We start from the raw sequence: 15,891 nt of genomic DNA, 5'->3' as shown, positions 1-15,891 counted from the left end.
AATGGGGAATGGATAGTGGGGAATGGATAGTGGATAGTTGTAACAAGTACTTTTTGACAACTAACAACTAACAACTAACCACTAACAACCAACAACCCCTAATATATATTATTCAACAACAGTTGCTTCAACAGGTGTTGCTTCTGCTTCTTCAGTCTCAGCACTTGCACCAACTGGAGCAGTAAATACCGTACCGTTCAAGTTGATAGAATCAATCATCAGTCTAGTGACTTCTTGCCGATGTCCGCGCTTTTTGCGGGTTTTCTTTTTGGGCTTCATCTTGTAGACTAGAACTTTGCGATCGCGAAAATGTCGCATCACTGTTCCTTCTACAGTCGCACCGGTCACTAACGGCTGTCCAATAGTAACTTCACCATCGTGCTGCACTAACAACACTGCATCTATAGTAACTTTCTCTTCGGCTTCGATATGAAGTAATTCAATATCGTAAAAGCGACCTGGTTCAACTCTTAGTTGTTTCCCACCAGTTTCAATGATTGCGTAAGTCATGAAATAATTTTCCTTGAAGATGCCGTACAGGTAGCTGGCTTTCATCTCTTGGGGAGTAGCGATAAACCCCATGAATCCAGCTTTTGCTGTGTATCTACCTGATCCGAGCAGGAATTATACAGCCAATTCACTATTATATCTATACACTCTAGTTAAGTCAAGAAAAATTTCAACATAGCAAATCTCTATTAATTTAACTTTTTTGGCGAAATCTTCTTTTTTGAGTGTGTAGCTATTAGAGACACAGAACAACACCATAAATTCTGAGCAGCATTAACCGTTGCTCAGTTTTTTTTATCATACTCTCAAAACTGATGAGTTAGGATGGCTGTATTTTATTCAACTCACTATGAAAAGAATCGAAGTTGAACAAAGAGCGATTTTTGTTGGTTTGGCTGGTAGCCACGGCTATGGTTTAAATCGTCCCAGTTCAGACTATGATTATCGTGGGGTGTTTATTGCACCCAAAAGATATTATTTAGGCTTTGACCGCATAGAACAAAAAGATGGTGGTTGGGATGAACCAGGAATCTTTCCGTTTTTGGATGGAAACAAAGACACCGTTATCTACGAATTAAGAAAAATTATCCAGTTACTATCGGGAGCTAATCCCAACGTTTTAGAATTGCTGTGGTTGAATGAATATCCTGTATTAACGAAGGTAGGACAGCATTTAATTCACCATAAACAGCTATTTTTGAGCAAAAAGGTCAAGCATACTTATTCTGGTTACGCTTTTGCTCAAATCAAAAAAATGGAAAGTCATCGCAAGTGGTTGTTACATCCACCACAAAATAAACCAGTACCATCTGATTTTGGCATAGAAGAAGAAGCAGCCCTCAGCAAAGATGAGTTAAATGCCTTTCTGGAGTATCTTTATCTCTTAATTAGAGGAAGAATCGAGTTTTTAGAAGAAGCTGAACAATTATATCAGTTGTTGACGGCTGATATTGATTTCAAAGGAGTGCTGAAACAATATACTTTACCCGATGAGACTTTAGACTATACACAAAACTTAACAAATAGTCGCAAAGATTTTATTCGCTTGCTTCAAAAAAGTCAAAGTTATCAAGTTGCTTTCAGAGAATGGAAAGCTTACTTATCTTGGCAGGAAAATAGAAATCCCGCTAGAGCCGAAATGGAGAGAAAATCAGGTTTTGACCTCAAACATGGGATGCACTGCATACGCTTGCTACGTAGTGGAGTAGAGATATTACGTACAGGAGGAGTGATTGTAGATAGACGAATTGCTGGTGATGTGGAAGATTTAAGAGCAATTCTCAATGGTGAGTATTCTTATGAGCAGGTAATGAAAATGGCAGAAGATTTAGTAACTCAAATGGAAAGTGTTTATCAAGAATCAACTTTGCCACATAAACCTGACTTAGAGCAAATTAATGAATTGTGTATGGAATTAGTCGAAATGCAGGGATGGTGACTGAAAAAGTTAGGAGTTAAAAGTGAGGAGTGAGGAATAAAAATCATAACTTTGCTCCTCAGACGCGAAATTTCGCGTCTCTACAACTCCCAACCCCCTAAAGCGTTTTGATGATGTCGGCAAAGCCATATATGCTGATGATGAGCAATAGCAGTGCTGTAATTTGGGTGATTCGCGTCTGAGGTGAGGGAGCGATCGCTTCTCGCACTAAGATGGAAATAGACGCTCCAACTACTAAGCTCAACCCCAATACCAAAAAAGGTCTATCGGGTATAACAGTCGCAATTGCTAGCATCGCGATCGCTAGCATCAACATCAATAGCTCTACAAACCGAGGTGGATTGTATTGGCTAGATATCACAAAAGTCTGAAACCAAAAATGCCAAAATCTCATCACTGGGGATTGGGGACTGGGGACAAATAATATCGTAGAGACGTTCCGACGGAACGTCTCTACCTAAATGCAGACGTTCCGACGGAACGTCTCTACATAAATATAGAGGTTCCGGTGGAACGTCTCTACATAAATATAGAGGTTCCGGTGGAACGTCTCTACATAAATATAGAGGTTCCGATGGAACGTCTCTACCTAACTCCTGATTTTTGACTAGTACCGTTTGGTTGTGTAGTATCTTCTGTTACCTCTACCCCAAAGACGCGGCTAAAGGTTTTTTCGACTTTGTAGCCAGAATCAATGGATTCTAAAGGGTCTTTCCGCAGTCTGTGACGTAGACATAGAGTAATTACGCGACGGATATCATCAATTGTTACTTCGGTGCGTCCTTCAAATGCAGCGATCGCTTTCGCGGCACGGTTGGTTACAATGTCACCACGTAAGCCATCTACATCAAGTTCCGAACAAACTTCGGAAATCTTTACCCGCAAGTCATAATCAATTTTCACTCCTGGTAAAAGCTTCTGAGCACTGACAATTTTCTCTTGTAGTGCGTCTTGACTAGTTTGGTTTTTATCAACAAATTCTTGAGGATTTTGGTCAAATTCCGCTCTTTGTTCGACGATTTCCACACGCAAAGCTGGTTCTTTCACCGTGCGAATTTCAGCGTGCATTCCAAAACGGTCAAGCAATTGAGGACGTAATTCACCTTCTTCAGGGTTTCCCGAACCTACTAGCACAAAACGCGCCGGATGTCTAATAGAAATACCTTCTCTTTCTACAGTGTTCCACCCGCTAGCAGCAGAATCTAGTAGCACGTCTACCAAGTGGTCATCAAGCAAATTGACTTCATCCACATAAAGAATACCCCTGTTAGCTTTTGCTAAAAGTCCCGGTTCAAAGGCTTTTACACCTTCAGATAAAGCCTTTTCAATATCGATAGTACCGCAAACCCGGTCTTCTGTAGCTCCTAGAGGTAAGTCTACCATGATGACTTTTTTTTGAACTACAGGAATTTCGGCTCCAAGTTCAATTAAAGTGCGAACTTCATCGCTCATGATATCAGGGTCGCTGGGGTCACTGTTGAAGGGGTCATTGGCAACCACGGGAATTTCTGGCAACAAATCAGCCAGCGCTCGAATGGTTGTGGATTTGCCGGTGCCGCGATCGCCCATAATCATTACACCACCAATTTTCGGATCAATCACATTTAACAGCAGCGACAGTTTCATTTCTTCCTGACCGACAATTGCCGTAAACGGAAACACTACCCGACGCATACTAGCTGTGGTTTGAGCAGTAGGACTCACGCTTATTACCTTATCAATATTTTTCTTATTACAGTTTTTTATTGTGCCACAGTTGCGGAGTAAGATAAAAGGCAAAATTGATGTTAGAGAATTTGCTCCTGCAACAATCATGGCTACAGCAGTCAAACCCATCACCTTAGAAGAATTTCTGCAACTAAGAGAAACCGAACCCGCTTCTGAGTACATCGACGGTCAAATTTATCAAAAACCCATGCCACAAGGAGAACACAGCCGACTTCAAGGTAAACTTGTTGCCACCATCAACGAAGTTGCAGAACCTCAAAAAATCGCCCTTGCATTACCCGAACTGCGCTGTACTTTTGGCGGTGCTACCATAGTTCCCGATGTTACCGTATTTCGCTGGGAACGCATACCCCGCACTGAATCAGGTAGAATCGCTAACCGCTTTGAAAGTCATCCCGACTGGGCAATAGAAATTCTCTCACCAGACCAAAGCCAAACCAAAGTTCTCCGTAATCTGCTGCACTGCTGTAAAAATGGCACAGAACTAGGGTGGTTAATTCTTCCAGATGAAGCCAGCATTTTGATTGTATACCCCAACCAACGCATTGAACTGCTCGCAGGTATTGACGCACTCCCCATCCTTAGTAATATTGACTTATCCCTAACCGTCGAGCAAGTCTTTAACTGGCTGAATATTTAAACCAAACTGATAATTGGGCATTGCTGATTTCATGTATGACGCAGGATTTTACGTAATAAACCTCTCCGAAAATTAAATATGCGTTGTCCACAACCCTTGTAGAGACGCGAAATACGAAGTCTCTACATTGTTTTCTGGAGATGTCTAATACCAAAATCGTTGATTAGACGTAGCAGTGCTACGTCTCTACATCCAGATTCATACCTCAATTCCGCTATATTATTCATGGGACTTATGCACTCGTTACCATAAAACAAGACTTAGATAGGTGCTTCCTTACGTCGTAATGACGCAAATACTTAGTCAGTGCCTCTTGATTCAGATAGTCTTCAACATCATGTTAAAGTACGATCCATTAGCTTGCTTGCCGTCTTCTGACGAACTGCCTGACTCGGACGATACTCCTGTGGATAATGAATTACAAGATTTAATTCCCGGTTTACTTAAAACCATATTAGCTATGGCTTGGGCAGATCGGATGAATTGGTTTTTTGGTGTTGATATGGGAGTATATTATGACCCCAATCTACCGCCAATAGTACCAGATGGATTTTTGAGTTTGGGAGTTGAGCGGTTTTTTGATGAAAACCTGCGTCGGAGTTATGCAATTTGGGAAGAAGAGCAAGTTCCCATATTAGTGCTGGAAGTCGTTTCTCAAAGTTATCGTGGGGAGTACACAACCAAGAAAGACGAGTATGCAAAGCTAGGAGTTTTGTATTATGTAGTCTACAATCCCACTCGGCGCCGCAAGCCACGTTTTGAAGTTTACAAGTTACTAAATGGCGATTATCAATTACAAGATAGCAATCCTGTATGGCTACCAGAGGTTAATTTGGGAATTGGTATCGAGATGGGAACTTATCAAAGTATTACACGGGAGTGGTTATATTGGTATAACGAGGATGGAAAAAGATTGTTAACACCAGAAGAACAAGCAAAACAAGCTCAACAACGCGTCGAGATATTGGCGGAAAGGTTGAGAGCGCTTGGTGTAGATCCTGATTCAATTGCTTGACCAACTCGCTTGTATTTTTATATTAGAAAAACTGTAGCTACATAGAGCAAATTTCAGGTAAATAAAGTCTTTGTAAGCAACGATTAAACAAATCAGCAATAGACAACCTATTTGAAAATTAAATATGCGTTATCCAAACCCCAAGAGACGTAGCACTTGGTAGTCTCTACATTCATTTTCGGAGATGTCTAATGTTCCTGTGACGAGTTTTTTTAATTGCAGATTTGGGATGTTGGAGAGGAGCGATCGCATCGTACTTAGCTGATGTTTGATTTTTAGGGTTATTTGGTTGATTTAAAAAATCTCAACTTTTCATGTTGGGTATTGAAAGTAATCAAGCGATCGCTATAGAGAATAGGATAGAAAAGTTCAAAAATCCGAGAGCATTCGCTCACTACTTCTAAAGGATTAAAGTTGCAGGTATTTGTGAAAAATTTCGTTAAAATCCGCTCTAATCGCAGTTTGGTATTGCGACAGAATAGTGCAATATCATTGCCGAAATCTAGCCGTGAAAGTCTTGCCAAAAGCAGCAAAGAGAATTTTTTGTAAGAGCAATTATGTTTTAACAAGGGTTTAAATTGTGTATAAATTGTATAACTTCTACTAAAACATTCAAAAGGTAGAGGTTATATTGGGCAAAGTTTGTAACTCTTAAATGTGTGGCGAAAAAAGTCAAGTTTAGATTGAATCTCAACTTGACAATAATAGAGCCAAATTTCAGAAATTCAACATCCTACAGCATATTTAACTTTTTAGCAGGTACATGCATAAAACCCAAAACCCGCTCTGAGACGTTCCAGACCGAACGTCTCTACGTGTATTCAATAAAAACGCAATCTGCTGTAGAGAAATTATCATGAGTACTACAATTGACAACTTCACCAAAAATCTTCATGACAATTTAGAAGCTGTTGAAGATTGGGTAAAATCGCTGAAGGAAAGTATTCAATCTGCGCCGAAAAAAACTCAAAGTGCGATGTTATTGTTATCCAGGAGAATGAAATCTATGAAATGGCAACAATTAATTCTGGTTTTTATAGCCACCATAAGCTTAATATTTGCAGGTAATGCCCTGGCGCAGACTGATATGAATATCAACAACACCAACCTAATTCGCTTTGGTGGAAGTGTAACCGTACCAGAGAATCAAGTTGTCGAAAATGCCATTGCTTTTGGGGGGAGTGTTACGGTATCACCTAATGCCAGAGTTTTGGATACTGCGATCGCTTTTGGCGGGGATGTCATACTGAAAAAAGGAGCGCGGGTAGAAGCTGATGCTTACTCTTTTGGCGGCAAAATCGTCCAGGAACCAGGTGCGATCGTTGGTGGTGAACGTGCCACATTTAGCGATAGACATGGCATGATGTATGGTTCCAATCGAGTCAGAAGTAGCTTCTTCGCTCAGTATTTCTTCAGTGCCATTTTTAGAATTAGTGCCGCTGTAGTAGCAGCTATTCTCGGACTGATTATTTTGCATACCAGCCCACAATTCCTGCCTTCTTTGGCTAGAAAATTGGGTCAACACCCTATTTTGACTGGTCTATGGGGAATCGGGGCTATCGTCTTTTTTGTCTTTGCCACCGTGTTTCTGGCGATTACCCTGATTGGTATTCCCCTGATTCCACTCCTAAGTCTAACGGGGGCGATCGCGGCTCTAGTAGGGTCATTAGGTGTGGCACTTTTTGTGGGTCAATGCCTAGTCAGTAATGGCAATTGGTCGTTACAGCAGCAGTTCTTCGTAGGTTTGGCGATCGTGACGGTTCTCACACTCATCCCATTTTTTGGAGGATTAGTCGTTTTCCTAGTTAATCTGTTCGGCTTGGGTGTCATCTTGCTGTGGAAATTTGGTAGAGAAAAAACCCAAATCGCTACTGAGTGAGTAGAGCGGCATGAATGTTTATCATTATGACATGCAACCAAGCTCTGAGGCTGATGCAATTGGCAAAATAGTGAATTATCGTGAGTGAACTCATCCTTCGATTCGCAAGTTAAATCAGCTATCCAAACTGCAAATTATGAGTGCGATTCTCTTTTCCTACGGAACGCTCCGCCAACAGAGAGACTCCACCAACCTTTTTTTGGGAGTCCTAAAAAACACGGCAAAACTGCCACTGTCCTGAGACAGTTTGAGGATCTGATTGCTTCCATCTATCAAGTCGAATAGATCAATCCCACAGACAGTCTTGAAAGAATCCTATGCTTCAAATTCAACTTCGTCAGTGGGCAAATCATCGCCCCATCCCCTTATTTGCTGCTCTTACCTATCTCTTCTCTTGGGGAATATGGCTGCCAACCGCAACAGCGACTACTATACAACCGTCTCCACATAAAGCAACTGCCACCTTGGCTCCCCCATTTTCTCAGGACATCATTTCCAAAGCTGACACCTACCTGAGCAAGCTGGTCAAAGCGAAACTCTTTAGCGGGTCAGTGCTGATCGTGCGAAAGGGCCAGATTCTCCTTAGCACTGGGTATGGCGAAGCCGATCGCAAAAAGCACCTGTTAAACACGGCGCAAACGAAATTTCGCCTTGGCTCCATTACGAAGCAGTTCACGGCTATGGCGATCCTCATCTTGCAGGCACGGGGCAAACTCAACGTGCAGGATCGCATCTGCACTTACCTGCCGGACTGCCCTGCCGCATGGCAGCAGATCACCATTCATCATCTCTTAACCCATACCTCTGGTATCCCGGATTTCACCAGGTTCCCAGATTACTTGACTACCCAGGGATCGCCGTCGTCTCCCACCCAAACGATCGCACGCTTCAAAGATAAACCGTTGGAGTTTCAGCCAGGGAAGAAGTTTAGCTACAGCAGCTCTGGCTACGTTGTGCTAGGTGCCATCATCGAGCAGGCATCCGGTAAAAGCTATGAGGCATTCTTACAGGAGAATATCTTTGTCCCGTTGCAGATGGTGGATTCGGGCTACGACCACAACAAGGGTGATCTCGCTGTCGGCTATCGCGATCGGACAAACGTGGCTGATTTCATTGATATGTCTATTCCCTATGCAGCCGGTGGGTTGTACTCCACTGTGGAAGACCTCTACCGTTGGGATCAATCCTTCTACACAAACAAACTGATCCCGAAAAACTTGCGAGACAAGATGTTCACTCGTTTCGCACCGCTCCCGGACACTGGTGGACTCGGTTATGGCTATGGTTGGGGCATTGGCAAGGAAGGCGATCGCCCAGTGGACATTCACGAGGGAGGAATTAGCGGTTTTCATAGCATCATTGCTCGCTATCCCAATGACAAGGTCTTCATTATTATTCTGAGCAATCGGCAAGATATGGATCTTTCTGAAATTCGCACGCAGCTTACCAAGATCGTCTTTGGGGAGAAGTGAACCAAATTCGTAGAGGTGATGGTACACAAGGTTTTAACGAAGGATTAAAAACTCTATTTGTGATGGAAGTATCTAACGTTGGCACAATATGAAAAGTGAAACTAAATTAACGTTTATAAAAACCATTCACACTGCGATCTGGGTATTCTTCAATTTTGTGATTTTCTATATGCTTTATGCAGCGATCACAAAGAAACTAAATCTCTGGCTCTGGGTTGGTTATGGATTTGTATTTATAGAAGGTATAACCCTACTAACGTTTAAATTACACTGCCCATTAAATCTGCTTGCCCGAAAATATTCAAATTCAAAAAATGACAATTTTGATATTTATCTTCCAAGTTGGTTAGCTAAGTATACTAAGTTGATCTATACAACTATTTTCGCAATTATTCTTATCATTACAATCTATCAAATTCTCAATTAAAAATACTGGAGGCAATGATGACTAAACAGATTTCTCTCAATACGCTATGGAATTCAGCGATATCGAAAGATCGTGTATTTCATTCAGACGAATTCGCTCATTTACCAGAAGCTGCAAGACGATATCTCGAACACGCGATCGCACCTGGAACTGCGATCGCATCTGCGGTTCGATTGCAGATGCACGGCGAAATCAAATTGAAAAATTGGATTCCATTCAAAGCAGAGCAGGTCATTTGCTGGGAGCATGGACTGATTTGGAGTGCTACGGCATGGATGAATGGTTTGCCAATTGTGGGATCGGATCGGATCATAGATGGTGTAGGTGCTATGCAGTGGAAGCTTTTAGGAATTTTCCCTGTCATGATAGCTTCGGGTTCCGATATTACGCGGTCTGCGGTTGGTCGTCTCCAAGCAGAGTCACTGTGGTTGCCATCTGCGTTGTGTGGTGATGATATTTCATGGACAAGTACAGATTCATCGCATCTTCATTCAAGTTTCGTAGTGCAAGGCGAGAAAGCCGAACTTGATTTTACCATCGATCAAACGGGTCGGCTCAAAACATTCAAGCTGCCGCGCTGGAATAACCTTGATGGCTCTGAGTTTCATTATGTGGACTTCGGTGCAATTATGGAGGAAGAACGCACATTCTCTGGCTACACTATTCCCACTCGTCTGCGGGTTGGATGGTACTTCGGCACTGAGCGGTTTGAGTCAGAGGGCGAATTTTTCCGAGCCACAATCGATAATGCAATCTATCGGTAGACCGATCAAACATCAAAAATAGGACTTACGCAGCAATAACGGAAAAACGAACCGCACTCTTACGCAGAGGAAACAGAGGAATAATGGTTTGAGAAGTATTTTGCGCTCATTCCTGAAAAAGTCTTTCACGACTAGCGGACTAGGCGTAATCGAACCGATTGGCTCTATGCTTCATCCCCGCGAAATTGCTCGAATTGCTCAGATCGGTTGCGTCAAGACTTGGGGGTGAACTTAGTCGGAGCTGGAATGGTGCTAGATATGGCGACTGAAATTGCCCAATTACGGGCACAGCTAAAGGTGTATCAGTAAACTACGGCGTTGCTGAATTCAATTAAGTGACAATGATTTTGCGTGATTTCAAAACCTTTAGACATCGACCGCTCTTTTAATATGCGTTATCTAAAATCAGACGAGACGTAGCAGTGCTACGTCTCTACATTCTTCATCCTTCAGATGACAGCATGATGTAGAATAGAAATCCCGCTTAGTGGGCAAATTTAGATAAGAAAAATGAATCAGTTTCCCGCAACCAGCAGCAGTGTGGTCAAGGAAAAAGCCTTAGAATTAGGGTTTCACAAAGTTGGAATTGCATCTATAGATGAGGCAGATGCTACACAAACGCAGCGATTGCAAGCATGGCTAGAACTGGGTTATCATGCCGATATGGAATGGATGGCTTCGCCGAAGCGTCAGGATGTTAGATTAGTAATGCCAGAAGCGCGATCGCTTATTTGTGTCGCTTTAAATTATTACACACCTCACCGACGTCCCGAAGGTGAAGAATACGCGAAAATGTCGCGTTATGGCTGGGGACGGGATTATCACAAAGTCATGCACAAAAAACTCAAAGCGCTGACAACGTGGTTGCACGAACAAGGAAAAGGTATTCAAGCGCTTAGTTATGCAGATACAGGACCCGTGCAAGATAAAGTCTGGGCACAACAAGCCGGAATTGGCTGGATTGCGAAAAATGGTAATGTGATAACTACCGAATATGGCTCTTGGGTATTTTTGGGAGAAGTGTTGACGAATCTGGAATTAGAGAGCGATCGCCCACATACACAACACTGCGGTACTTGTACTCGTTGTCTTGACGCTTGTCCTACCAGTGCAATTACTCAGGAGTTTGTAATAGATGCCAATCGTTGTATAGCTTACCATACAATTGAAAATCGGGCGGAAAAATTGCCTCTGACAATTACACCTCATTTGCAAGGTTGGGTTGCGGGTTGCGATATCTGCCAAGATGTTTGTCCTTGGAATCAGCGTTTTGCTCGTACAACCGATGTGGCAGAGTTTCAACCTTACTCTGGGAATGTTGCGCCCAAGCTGATAGAATTAGCCAAAATCTCAAATGAGGAGTGGGATAGACAATTTCCGGCATCCGCATTCAGACGAATTAAACCAGAAATGTTACGAAGAAATGCCCGTGCTAATCTAGACAACAAACTAGATGCATAGCCGACTTGAGCAAACTAAGGTAAAGGTTTGCATGATGAAAAAATATACATATACCAGCCCAAAGCAATAATGAAGCATGAATAATTTCATACTTCTCTCTTCAGACTTTATATTTTATACTTCAGATGACCCAGAAAGTAATTATTTTTGATTTTGATGGCACAATTGCCGATACAGTAGATGCTCTAGTAAGTATTGCTAATCGTTTAGCCCTAGAATTTGGTTATATACAAATTACCCCGGAGGAACTTGCCCTCCTCAGGAATTTTACTTCTAGAGAAATTATTAGTTACTCAGGTATCTCGGTTTTCAAGATACCTTTTTTAGTCAAAAAGGTGAAATCAGAATTAAAAAATAAAATACACGAGTTCAAACCTATTCCCGGAATCAAAGAAGCATTAATAGAACTTAAAAATGATGGAAATAGGCTAGGAATTATCACCTCTAATTCCAAGGATAATGTTAGAGAGTTCCTGCAAATAAACGATTTAGACAGTTTATTTGAGTTTATCTATTCAGGAGTGACAATTTTTGGTAAAACAACAATAATTAATAACGTATTGAGGCAAAAACAACTAAAACCTCAAGAAGTTATTTATGTCGGTGATGAAACTAGAGATATAGAAGCATCCAAAAAAGCAAATATCAAAGTGATTGCAGTGACTTGGGGTTTCAATTCACAGGTAGTATTAAGCAAGCAAAATCCCAACTTTTTGATTCACCAACCAAGTCAACTGCTAGAAGTGATAAAAGATTGTTAATTAGTAAAAGTCAAAAGTCAAAAGTCAAAAACCTAAATCTTAATTCCTAACTATTGACTGTTGACTATTTTATTTAGCTTACTTTCCGGGTTGACCTTTTTTCAAAGCTTCTTGTATTAGGTCATCACTCACATTACTTACACCTTGATTCGCAGCTCCCCCAACATCCTTAGCCATGTTCATATAATCATCGGGATTACCAGTTGGCTGTGCTTGGGTTTTTGTTTCTTCTTGTTTCGATACCTCAAACTTAGGTGCAGTTGCAGTTTCTGCTGCTGCTTCACCTTCGGCTGTGCGGTCAACATCACTGATGCTATATTGCTGTGCGGCTTTGTAATCTCCCTCGAAATCGACTGTTGGTGCTTTTTCTTCACCACTAGCGATGCTTTCAGCAGCTAATTGTGCGTCTTGGGTGGAAGCTTCCGCGACATTGGGTTTCACTTCATCAGGCATAACTAACCCCCTAAGTAATTTTTATATTTATGAGGTAATCGTAACAAACTGATGTCTCATCTTCTTGGCATCTACAGATAGATTTTTACCTCTATTGAAAGGTAGATAAATTTTTTTAGATCTAATTTCTAAAACTCTTTCTCTTGGAGGTCGATAACAAAGCCGTTAATAGTCAACAGTAAAACAGGTATTACTTTGAAGTTTTTGATTAAATAACCTGGGAGATAAATTATGACTGCAAGTTACAATAAAGCCGATTCTCAAGCCCAGACCGAGACAACTCAAAAAGCGGTGGAAGCGTTTAACAAGTTGGATACTGATGCGAAATTAGCTTGGTTTTATTTGGTTTATAAAAAAATGGGTAGTTCAATTACTCCTGCTGCACCGGCTGCTGCGGAACCAGAACTAGCACCAAGGCTGTTAGGAGATTATTATGAATTGTCTGATGAGCAGCAATTAAAGGTGATGCGGGAAATTGTGAACAAAGAAGATACAGAATATTCTCGTGCTTATGGTGCTATCAAAGAAAATAACCAACTACTGGTTTGGTATGCTTGGGCAATCGGTATGGATGAGAAAAAAATAGTTGGAATGCCAGCAAATTACAATGCAAGTGAGGCAATAAATAATCTGCTTTCACAAGTAGAAGGATTAGAATTTGAAGAGCAAATTTCTATATTCCGGACAATTGTCGGTGAAATGGGTTATACCGATGTGAAACCGATTGAGACGCAAGCACAAACTGGTAAAACGTCAAGTCTTTAATATTTGTAGTAATACCAATTCTGTGTGAGTGTGGATATTATACCCTCAGGCTGGAAGCCTGGGGCTACACAAACAAAGCCCACCTACGTGGGCTAAATGGTGTGCATATTCATAAAGAAACGGTATAAACACGAAAGAAAAAGTTTATGGCTTACTGCATATGAGTTAAGTCGGATGGTGTCATGTTGGAGTGTACCACTTGACCATCTCGAAACCAAACTATGCGTTGGGTTTGGCGGGCAACTTCTGGTTCATGAGTTACCATGACAACGGTGATACCACTAGCATTAAGTTCGCTGAAGATATCTAATACTTCTTGGGTTGTGCGAGAATCAAGTGCGCCGGTGGGTTCATCTGCGAGGAGGACGACGGGACGGTTGACAATGGCACGAGCGATCGCTACTCTTTGTTGTTGTCCTCCTGATAGTTGAGTTGGTTTGTTGTTGAGTCGCTTTTCTAAACCTACTCTACCAAGTGCTTCTGTTGCGCGATCGCGTCTTTCACTGTTACTCACACCGGCATACACCATCGGCAAAATTACATTTTCTAATGCCGATAGTTGAGATAATAGGTGGAATTGTTGAAACACAAATCCTAACTTTTTGTTACGAATATGTGCCAAAGCGCTATCGTCTAGTTGTGCGACATCAATGTTATCTAAATAATAATGTCCTGATGTCGGGCGATCCAAACAACCGATAATATTCATTGCGGTGGATTTACCAGAACCAGAAGGTCCCATAATCGAACAATATTCGCCCTGTTCTATAATCAGGTTAACATCGTTGAGTGCCTTGACTTCTGTTTCGCCCCTACCATAAATTTTAAAGACATTCTCAATCCGAATAATCGCAGTTTTTTGAGAAAGTGAGGAGTCAGGAGTCAAGAGTGAGGAGTTAGGAGTGAAGAGTGAGGAGTTAAAATTAATTTTTTTTTCGATATTCATGATATTTACATCCATATATTTAAATTATTTTAAACTGTCAAAAAACCTCTTTAACTCCTAACTCCGCTTTTCCTAACTTTAGTAGAGACGTTCCGGACCGAACGTCTCTACCGCTTTTCCAAACTCCAAACTCCTCACTCCAAACTCCTAACTCCAAACTCCTAACTCCTCACTCCAAACTCCTAACTCCTCACTCCAAACTCCAAACTCCAAACTCCAAACTCCTAACTCCTAACTCCAAACTCCTAACTCCTAACTCCTAACTCCAAACTCCAAACTCCTAACTCCTAACTCCAAACTCCTAACTCCAAACTCCTAACTCCTCACTCCAAACTCCAAACTCCTAACTCCTCACTCCTCACTCCAAACTCCTAACTCCTCACTCCTAACTTTTTTAAGCGCTACGTAGCGCGACAATCGGATCTAATTTAGCAGCGCGACGTGCGGGGACAACACCAAAGAATAAACCAATACCACCAGAAACGCTAACGGCAAGAGCGATCGCTACGGGAGAAATTGCGGCTTCTAAAGGAGTCAGCGCTCCTACTAGCAGAATGCCACCGATACCAACTCCAGTGCCAATTAAACCACCAGCTGCTGAGAGAACTACTGCCTCAATCATGAACTGTAGCAAAATATCTTGTTGAGTTGCGCCGATCGCTTTTCGCAATCCAATTTCTTGAGTGCGTTCGGTGACGGAAACAAGCATAATATTCATGATGCCAATCCCACCGACGACTAAGGAAATGCTAGAGATCGCTGCGAGCATTATTGTTAACGCACCAGTAATTTGACCGACCGTTTGCAGCGCATCTTTTTGAGTGCGGATGGTAAAATCATTTTCATCGATTAATTTGTGTCGCAGTCGTAGCAAGTTAGTAATTTGAAACTCTGCCGCATCTACACTGTCTGAATTTTTCGCGGAAGCGACGATATAACTTACCTCCAATCCATAGGGAGAAGTTTTCCCCACCAAGCGATTTGCCGAGGTGGTGACGGGTGTTAATGCTGCCTCGTCGTAATCGGCACCGACGCTGGAACCTTTCGGTGTTAGTACTCCAATTATTTGAAAGCTGGCATTTTTGATTCGCATTTGCTGCCCGATGGGGTTAGCATTACCAAAGAGTTTTTCTGCCAAATCAGCACCCAACACAATAACTTGGTTGCTGCGTTTCATGTCTATGTCGGTGAAAAATCGCCCTTTAGCAGTTTCAAAATCGCGCACCACCAAGAAGGAAGGAGTCGTACCGATAATGTTGACATCGGTGTTGCGGTTGCGATAAGTCACCACCTGCCTGCTGTTTAACTCCGCAGTTACACCTGCTACAGTTGGGACTTGAGAAGCGATCGCCAGAGCATCTTCCAATACTAATGTTTTTGGGACATCACGGGAAATGCGCTGAGTTTCTTGATTACCGGGAATTACAAATATTACGTTTGGTCCCAAGGACTCCAGTTGCTTATTAACATATTTTTGTCCACCTTGCCCGATGCCAATCATCGCAATCACCGAGGCATTACCGATGACAATACCCAACATTGTTAGGGCACTACGTAACTTATTTGACAGCAGAGTTGTCCCTGCCATTTTGACGCTTTCGAGAATGTTCATGGGGAGTGGGGAGTGGGGAG

Annotated in this window: 15 protein-coding genes; 9 read left to right on the top strand and 6 right to left on the bottom strand. The window is 42.0% G+C overall.

Features of this window, described 5'->3' with window-relative positions:
* Nucleotides 1-108: 108 nt before the first annotated feature.
* The gene (gene rplU, locus OGM63_RS07750) at nucleotides 109-510 is read right to left on the bottom strand and encodes a 50S ribosomal protein L21 (RefSeq protein WP_263744935.1); all 402 of its coding nucleotides are present in this window, start codon (nucleotides 508-510) and stop codon (nucleotides 109-111) included.
* A 349-nt stretch (nucleotides 511-859) separates the two neighbouring features.
* Between rplU and OGM63_RS07745 the strand changes: the two genes are divergently transcribed.
* Nucleotides 860-1,948: a nucleotidyltransferase domain-containing protein gene (locus OGM63_RS07745; protein WP_263744929.1), complete on the top strand. Its 1,089-nt coding sequence runs from the start codon at nucleotides 860-862 to the stop codon at nucleotides 1,946-1,948.
* Nucleotides 1,949-2,045: 97 nt separating this feature from the next.
* Here the strand turns inward: OGM63_RS07745 and OGM63_RS07740 are convergent, their stop codons facing one another.
* Together OGM63_RS07740 and bchI are read right to left on the bottom strand one after the other, a co-directional pair.
* Nucleotides 2,046-2,342 (bottom strand): hypothetical protein, encoded by a 297-nt coding sequence (locus OGM63_RS07740; RefSeq protein ID WP_263744928.1) that lies wholly within the window; start codon nucleotides 2,340-2,342, stop codon nucleotides 2,046-2,048.
* A gap of 191 nt (nucleotides 2,343-2,533) precedes the next feature.
* Nucleotides 2,534-3,622, bottom strand: a complete 1,089-nt coding sequence (bchI, locus tag OGM63_RS07735; protein ID WP_263744934.1) for a magnesium chelatase ATPase subunit I — start codon at nucleotides 3,620-3,622, stop codon at nucleotides 2,534-2,536.
* A gap of 139 nt (nucleotides 3,623-3,761) precedes the next feature.
* Between bchI and OGM63_RS07730 the strand changes: the two genes are divergently transcribed.
* The 7 genes from OGM63_RS07730 (at nucleotide 3,762) to OGM63_RS07700 (ending at nucleotide 12,095) form a co-directional block, all read left to right on the top strand.
* Complete coding sequence (locus OGM63_RS07730; protein WP_263744933.1) at nucleotides 3,762-4,316, top strand: Uma2 family endonuclease; 555 nt, start codon at nucleotides 3,762-3,764, stop codon at nucleotides 4,314-4,316.
* 337 nt (nucleotides 4,317-4,653) lie between these two features.
* Nucleotides 4,654-5,331: a Uma2 family endonuclease gene (locus OGM63_RS07725; protein WP_263744932.1), complete on the top strand. Its 678-nt coding sequence runs from the start codon at nucleotides 4,654-4,656 to the stop codon at nucleotides 5,329-5,331.
* A gap of 856 nt (nucleotides 5,332-6,187) precedes the next feature.
* A complete protein-coding gene (locus OGM63_RS07720; RefSeq protein WP_263744927.1) occupies nucleotides 6,188-7,210 on the top strand; it encodes a DUF8173 domain-containing protein in 1,023 nt (340 codons plus the stop codon).
* 317 nt (nucleotides 7,211-7,527) lie between these two features.
* Nucleotides 7,528-8,682, top strand: a complete 1,155-nt coding sequence (locus OGM63_RS07715; protein ID WP_263744926.1) for a serine hydrolase domain-containing protein — start codon at nucleotides 7,528-7,530, stop codon at nucleotides 8,680-8,682.
* A 441-nt stretch (nucleotides 8,683-9,123) separates the two neighbouring features.
* On the top strand, nucleotides 9,124-9,873 hold the full coding sequence (locus OGM63_RS07710) for a DUF6920 family protein (protein WP_263744925.1): 750 nt from the start codon (nucleotides 9,124-9,126) through the stop codon (nucleotides 9,871-9,873).
* Nucleotides 9,874-10,383: 510 nt separating this feature from the next.
* Complete coding sequence (queG, locus tag OGM63_RS07705) at nucleotides 10,384-11,334, top strand: tRNA epoxyqueuosine(34) reductase QueG (RefSeq protein WP_263744924.1); 951 nt, start codon at nucleotides 10,384-10,386, stop codon at nucleotides 11,332-11,334.
* Nucleotides 11,335-11,459: 125 nt separating this feature from the next.
* Nucleotides 11,460-12,095: an HAD-IA family hydrolase gene (locus OGM63_RS07700; RefSeq protein ID WP_263744923.1), complete on the top strand. Its 636-nt coding sequence runs from the start codon at nucleotides 11,460-11,462 to the stop codon at nucleotides 12,093-12,095.
* Nucleotides 12,096-12,173: 78 nt separating this feature from the next.
* Here the strand turns inward: OGM63_RS07700 and OGM63_RS07695 are convergent, their stop codons facing one another.
* On the bottom strand, nucleotides 12,174-12,548 hold the full coding sequence (locus OGM63_RS07695; RefSeq protein ID WP_263744922.1) for a hypothetical protein: 375 nt from the start codon (nucleotides 12,546-12,548) through the stop codon (nucleotides 12,174-12,176).
* 231 nt (nucleotides 12,549-12,779) lie between these two features.
* On the opposite strand from OGM63_RS07695, the gene OGM63_RS07690 reads away from it, so the two are divergent.
* Complete coding sequence (locus OGM63_RS07690) at nucleotides 12,780-13,313, top strand: orange carotenoid protein N-terminal domain-containing protein (RefSeq protein WP_263744921.1); 534 nt, start codon at nucleotides 12,780-12,782, stop codon at nucleotides 13,311-13,313.
* Between the two features lie 151 nt (nucleotides 13,314-13,464).
* Here OGM63_RS07690 and OGM63_RS07685 read toward each other — a convergent pair whose 3' ends face one another.
* Together OGM63_RS07685 and OGM63_RS07680 are read right to left on the bottom strand one after the other, a co-directional pair.
* Nucleotides 13,465-14,259: an ABC transporter ATP-binding protein gene (locus OGM63_RS07685; protein WP_318528421.1), complete on the bottom strand. Its 795-nt coding sequence runs from the start codon at nucleotides 14,257-14,259 to the stop codon at nucleotides 13,465-13,467.
* A 394-nt stretch (nucleotides 14,260-14,653) separates the two neighbouring features.
* On the bottom strand, nucleotides 14,654-15,871 hold the full coding sequence (locus OGM63_RS07680) for an ABC transporter permease (protein WP_263744930.1): 1,218 nt from the start codon (nucleotides 15,869-15,871) through the stop codon (nucleotides 14,654-14,656).
* Nucleotides 15,872-15,891: the final 20 nt, after the last annotated feature.

Origin of the sequence: Plectonema radiosum NIES-515 (assembly GCF_025753815.1) — a bacterium.
In the GTDB taxonomy this organism is placed as follows: Bacteria; Cyanobacteriota; Cyanobacteriia; order Cyanobacteriales; family Nostocaceae; genus Hassallia; species Hassallia radiosum_A.
This window is presented reverse-complemented; position numbering and strand designations above follow the sequence as displayed.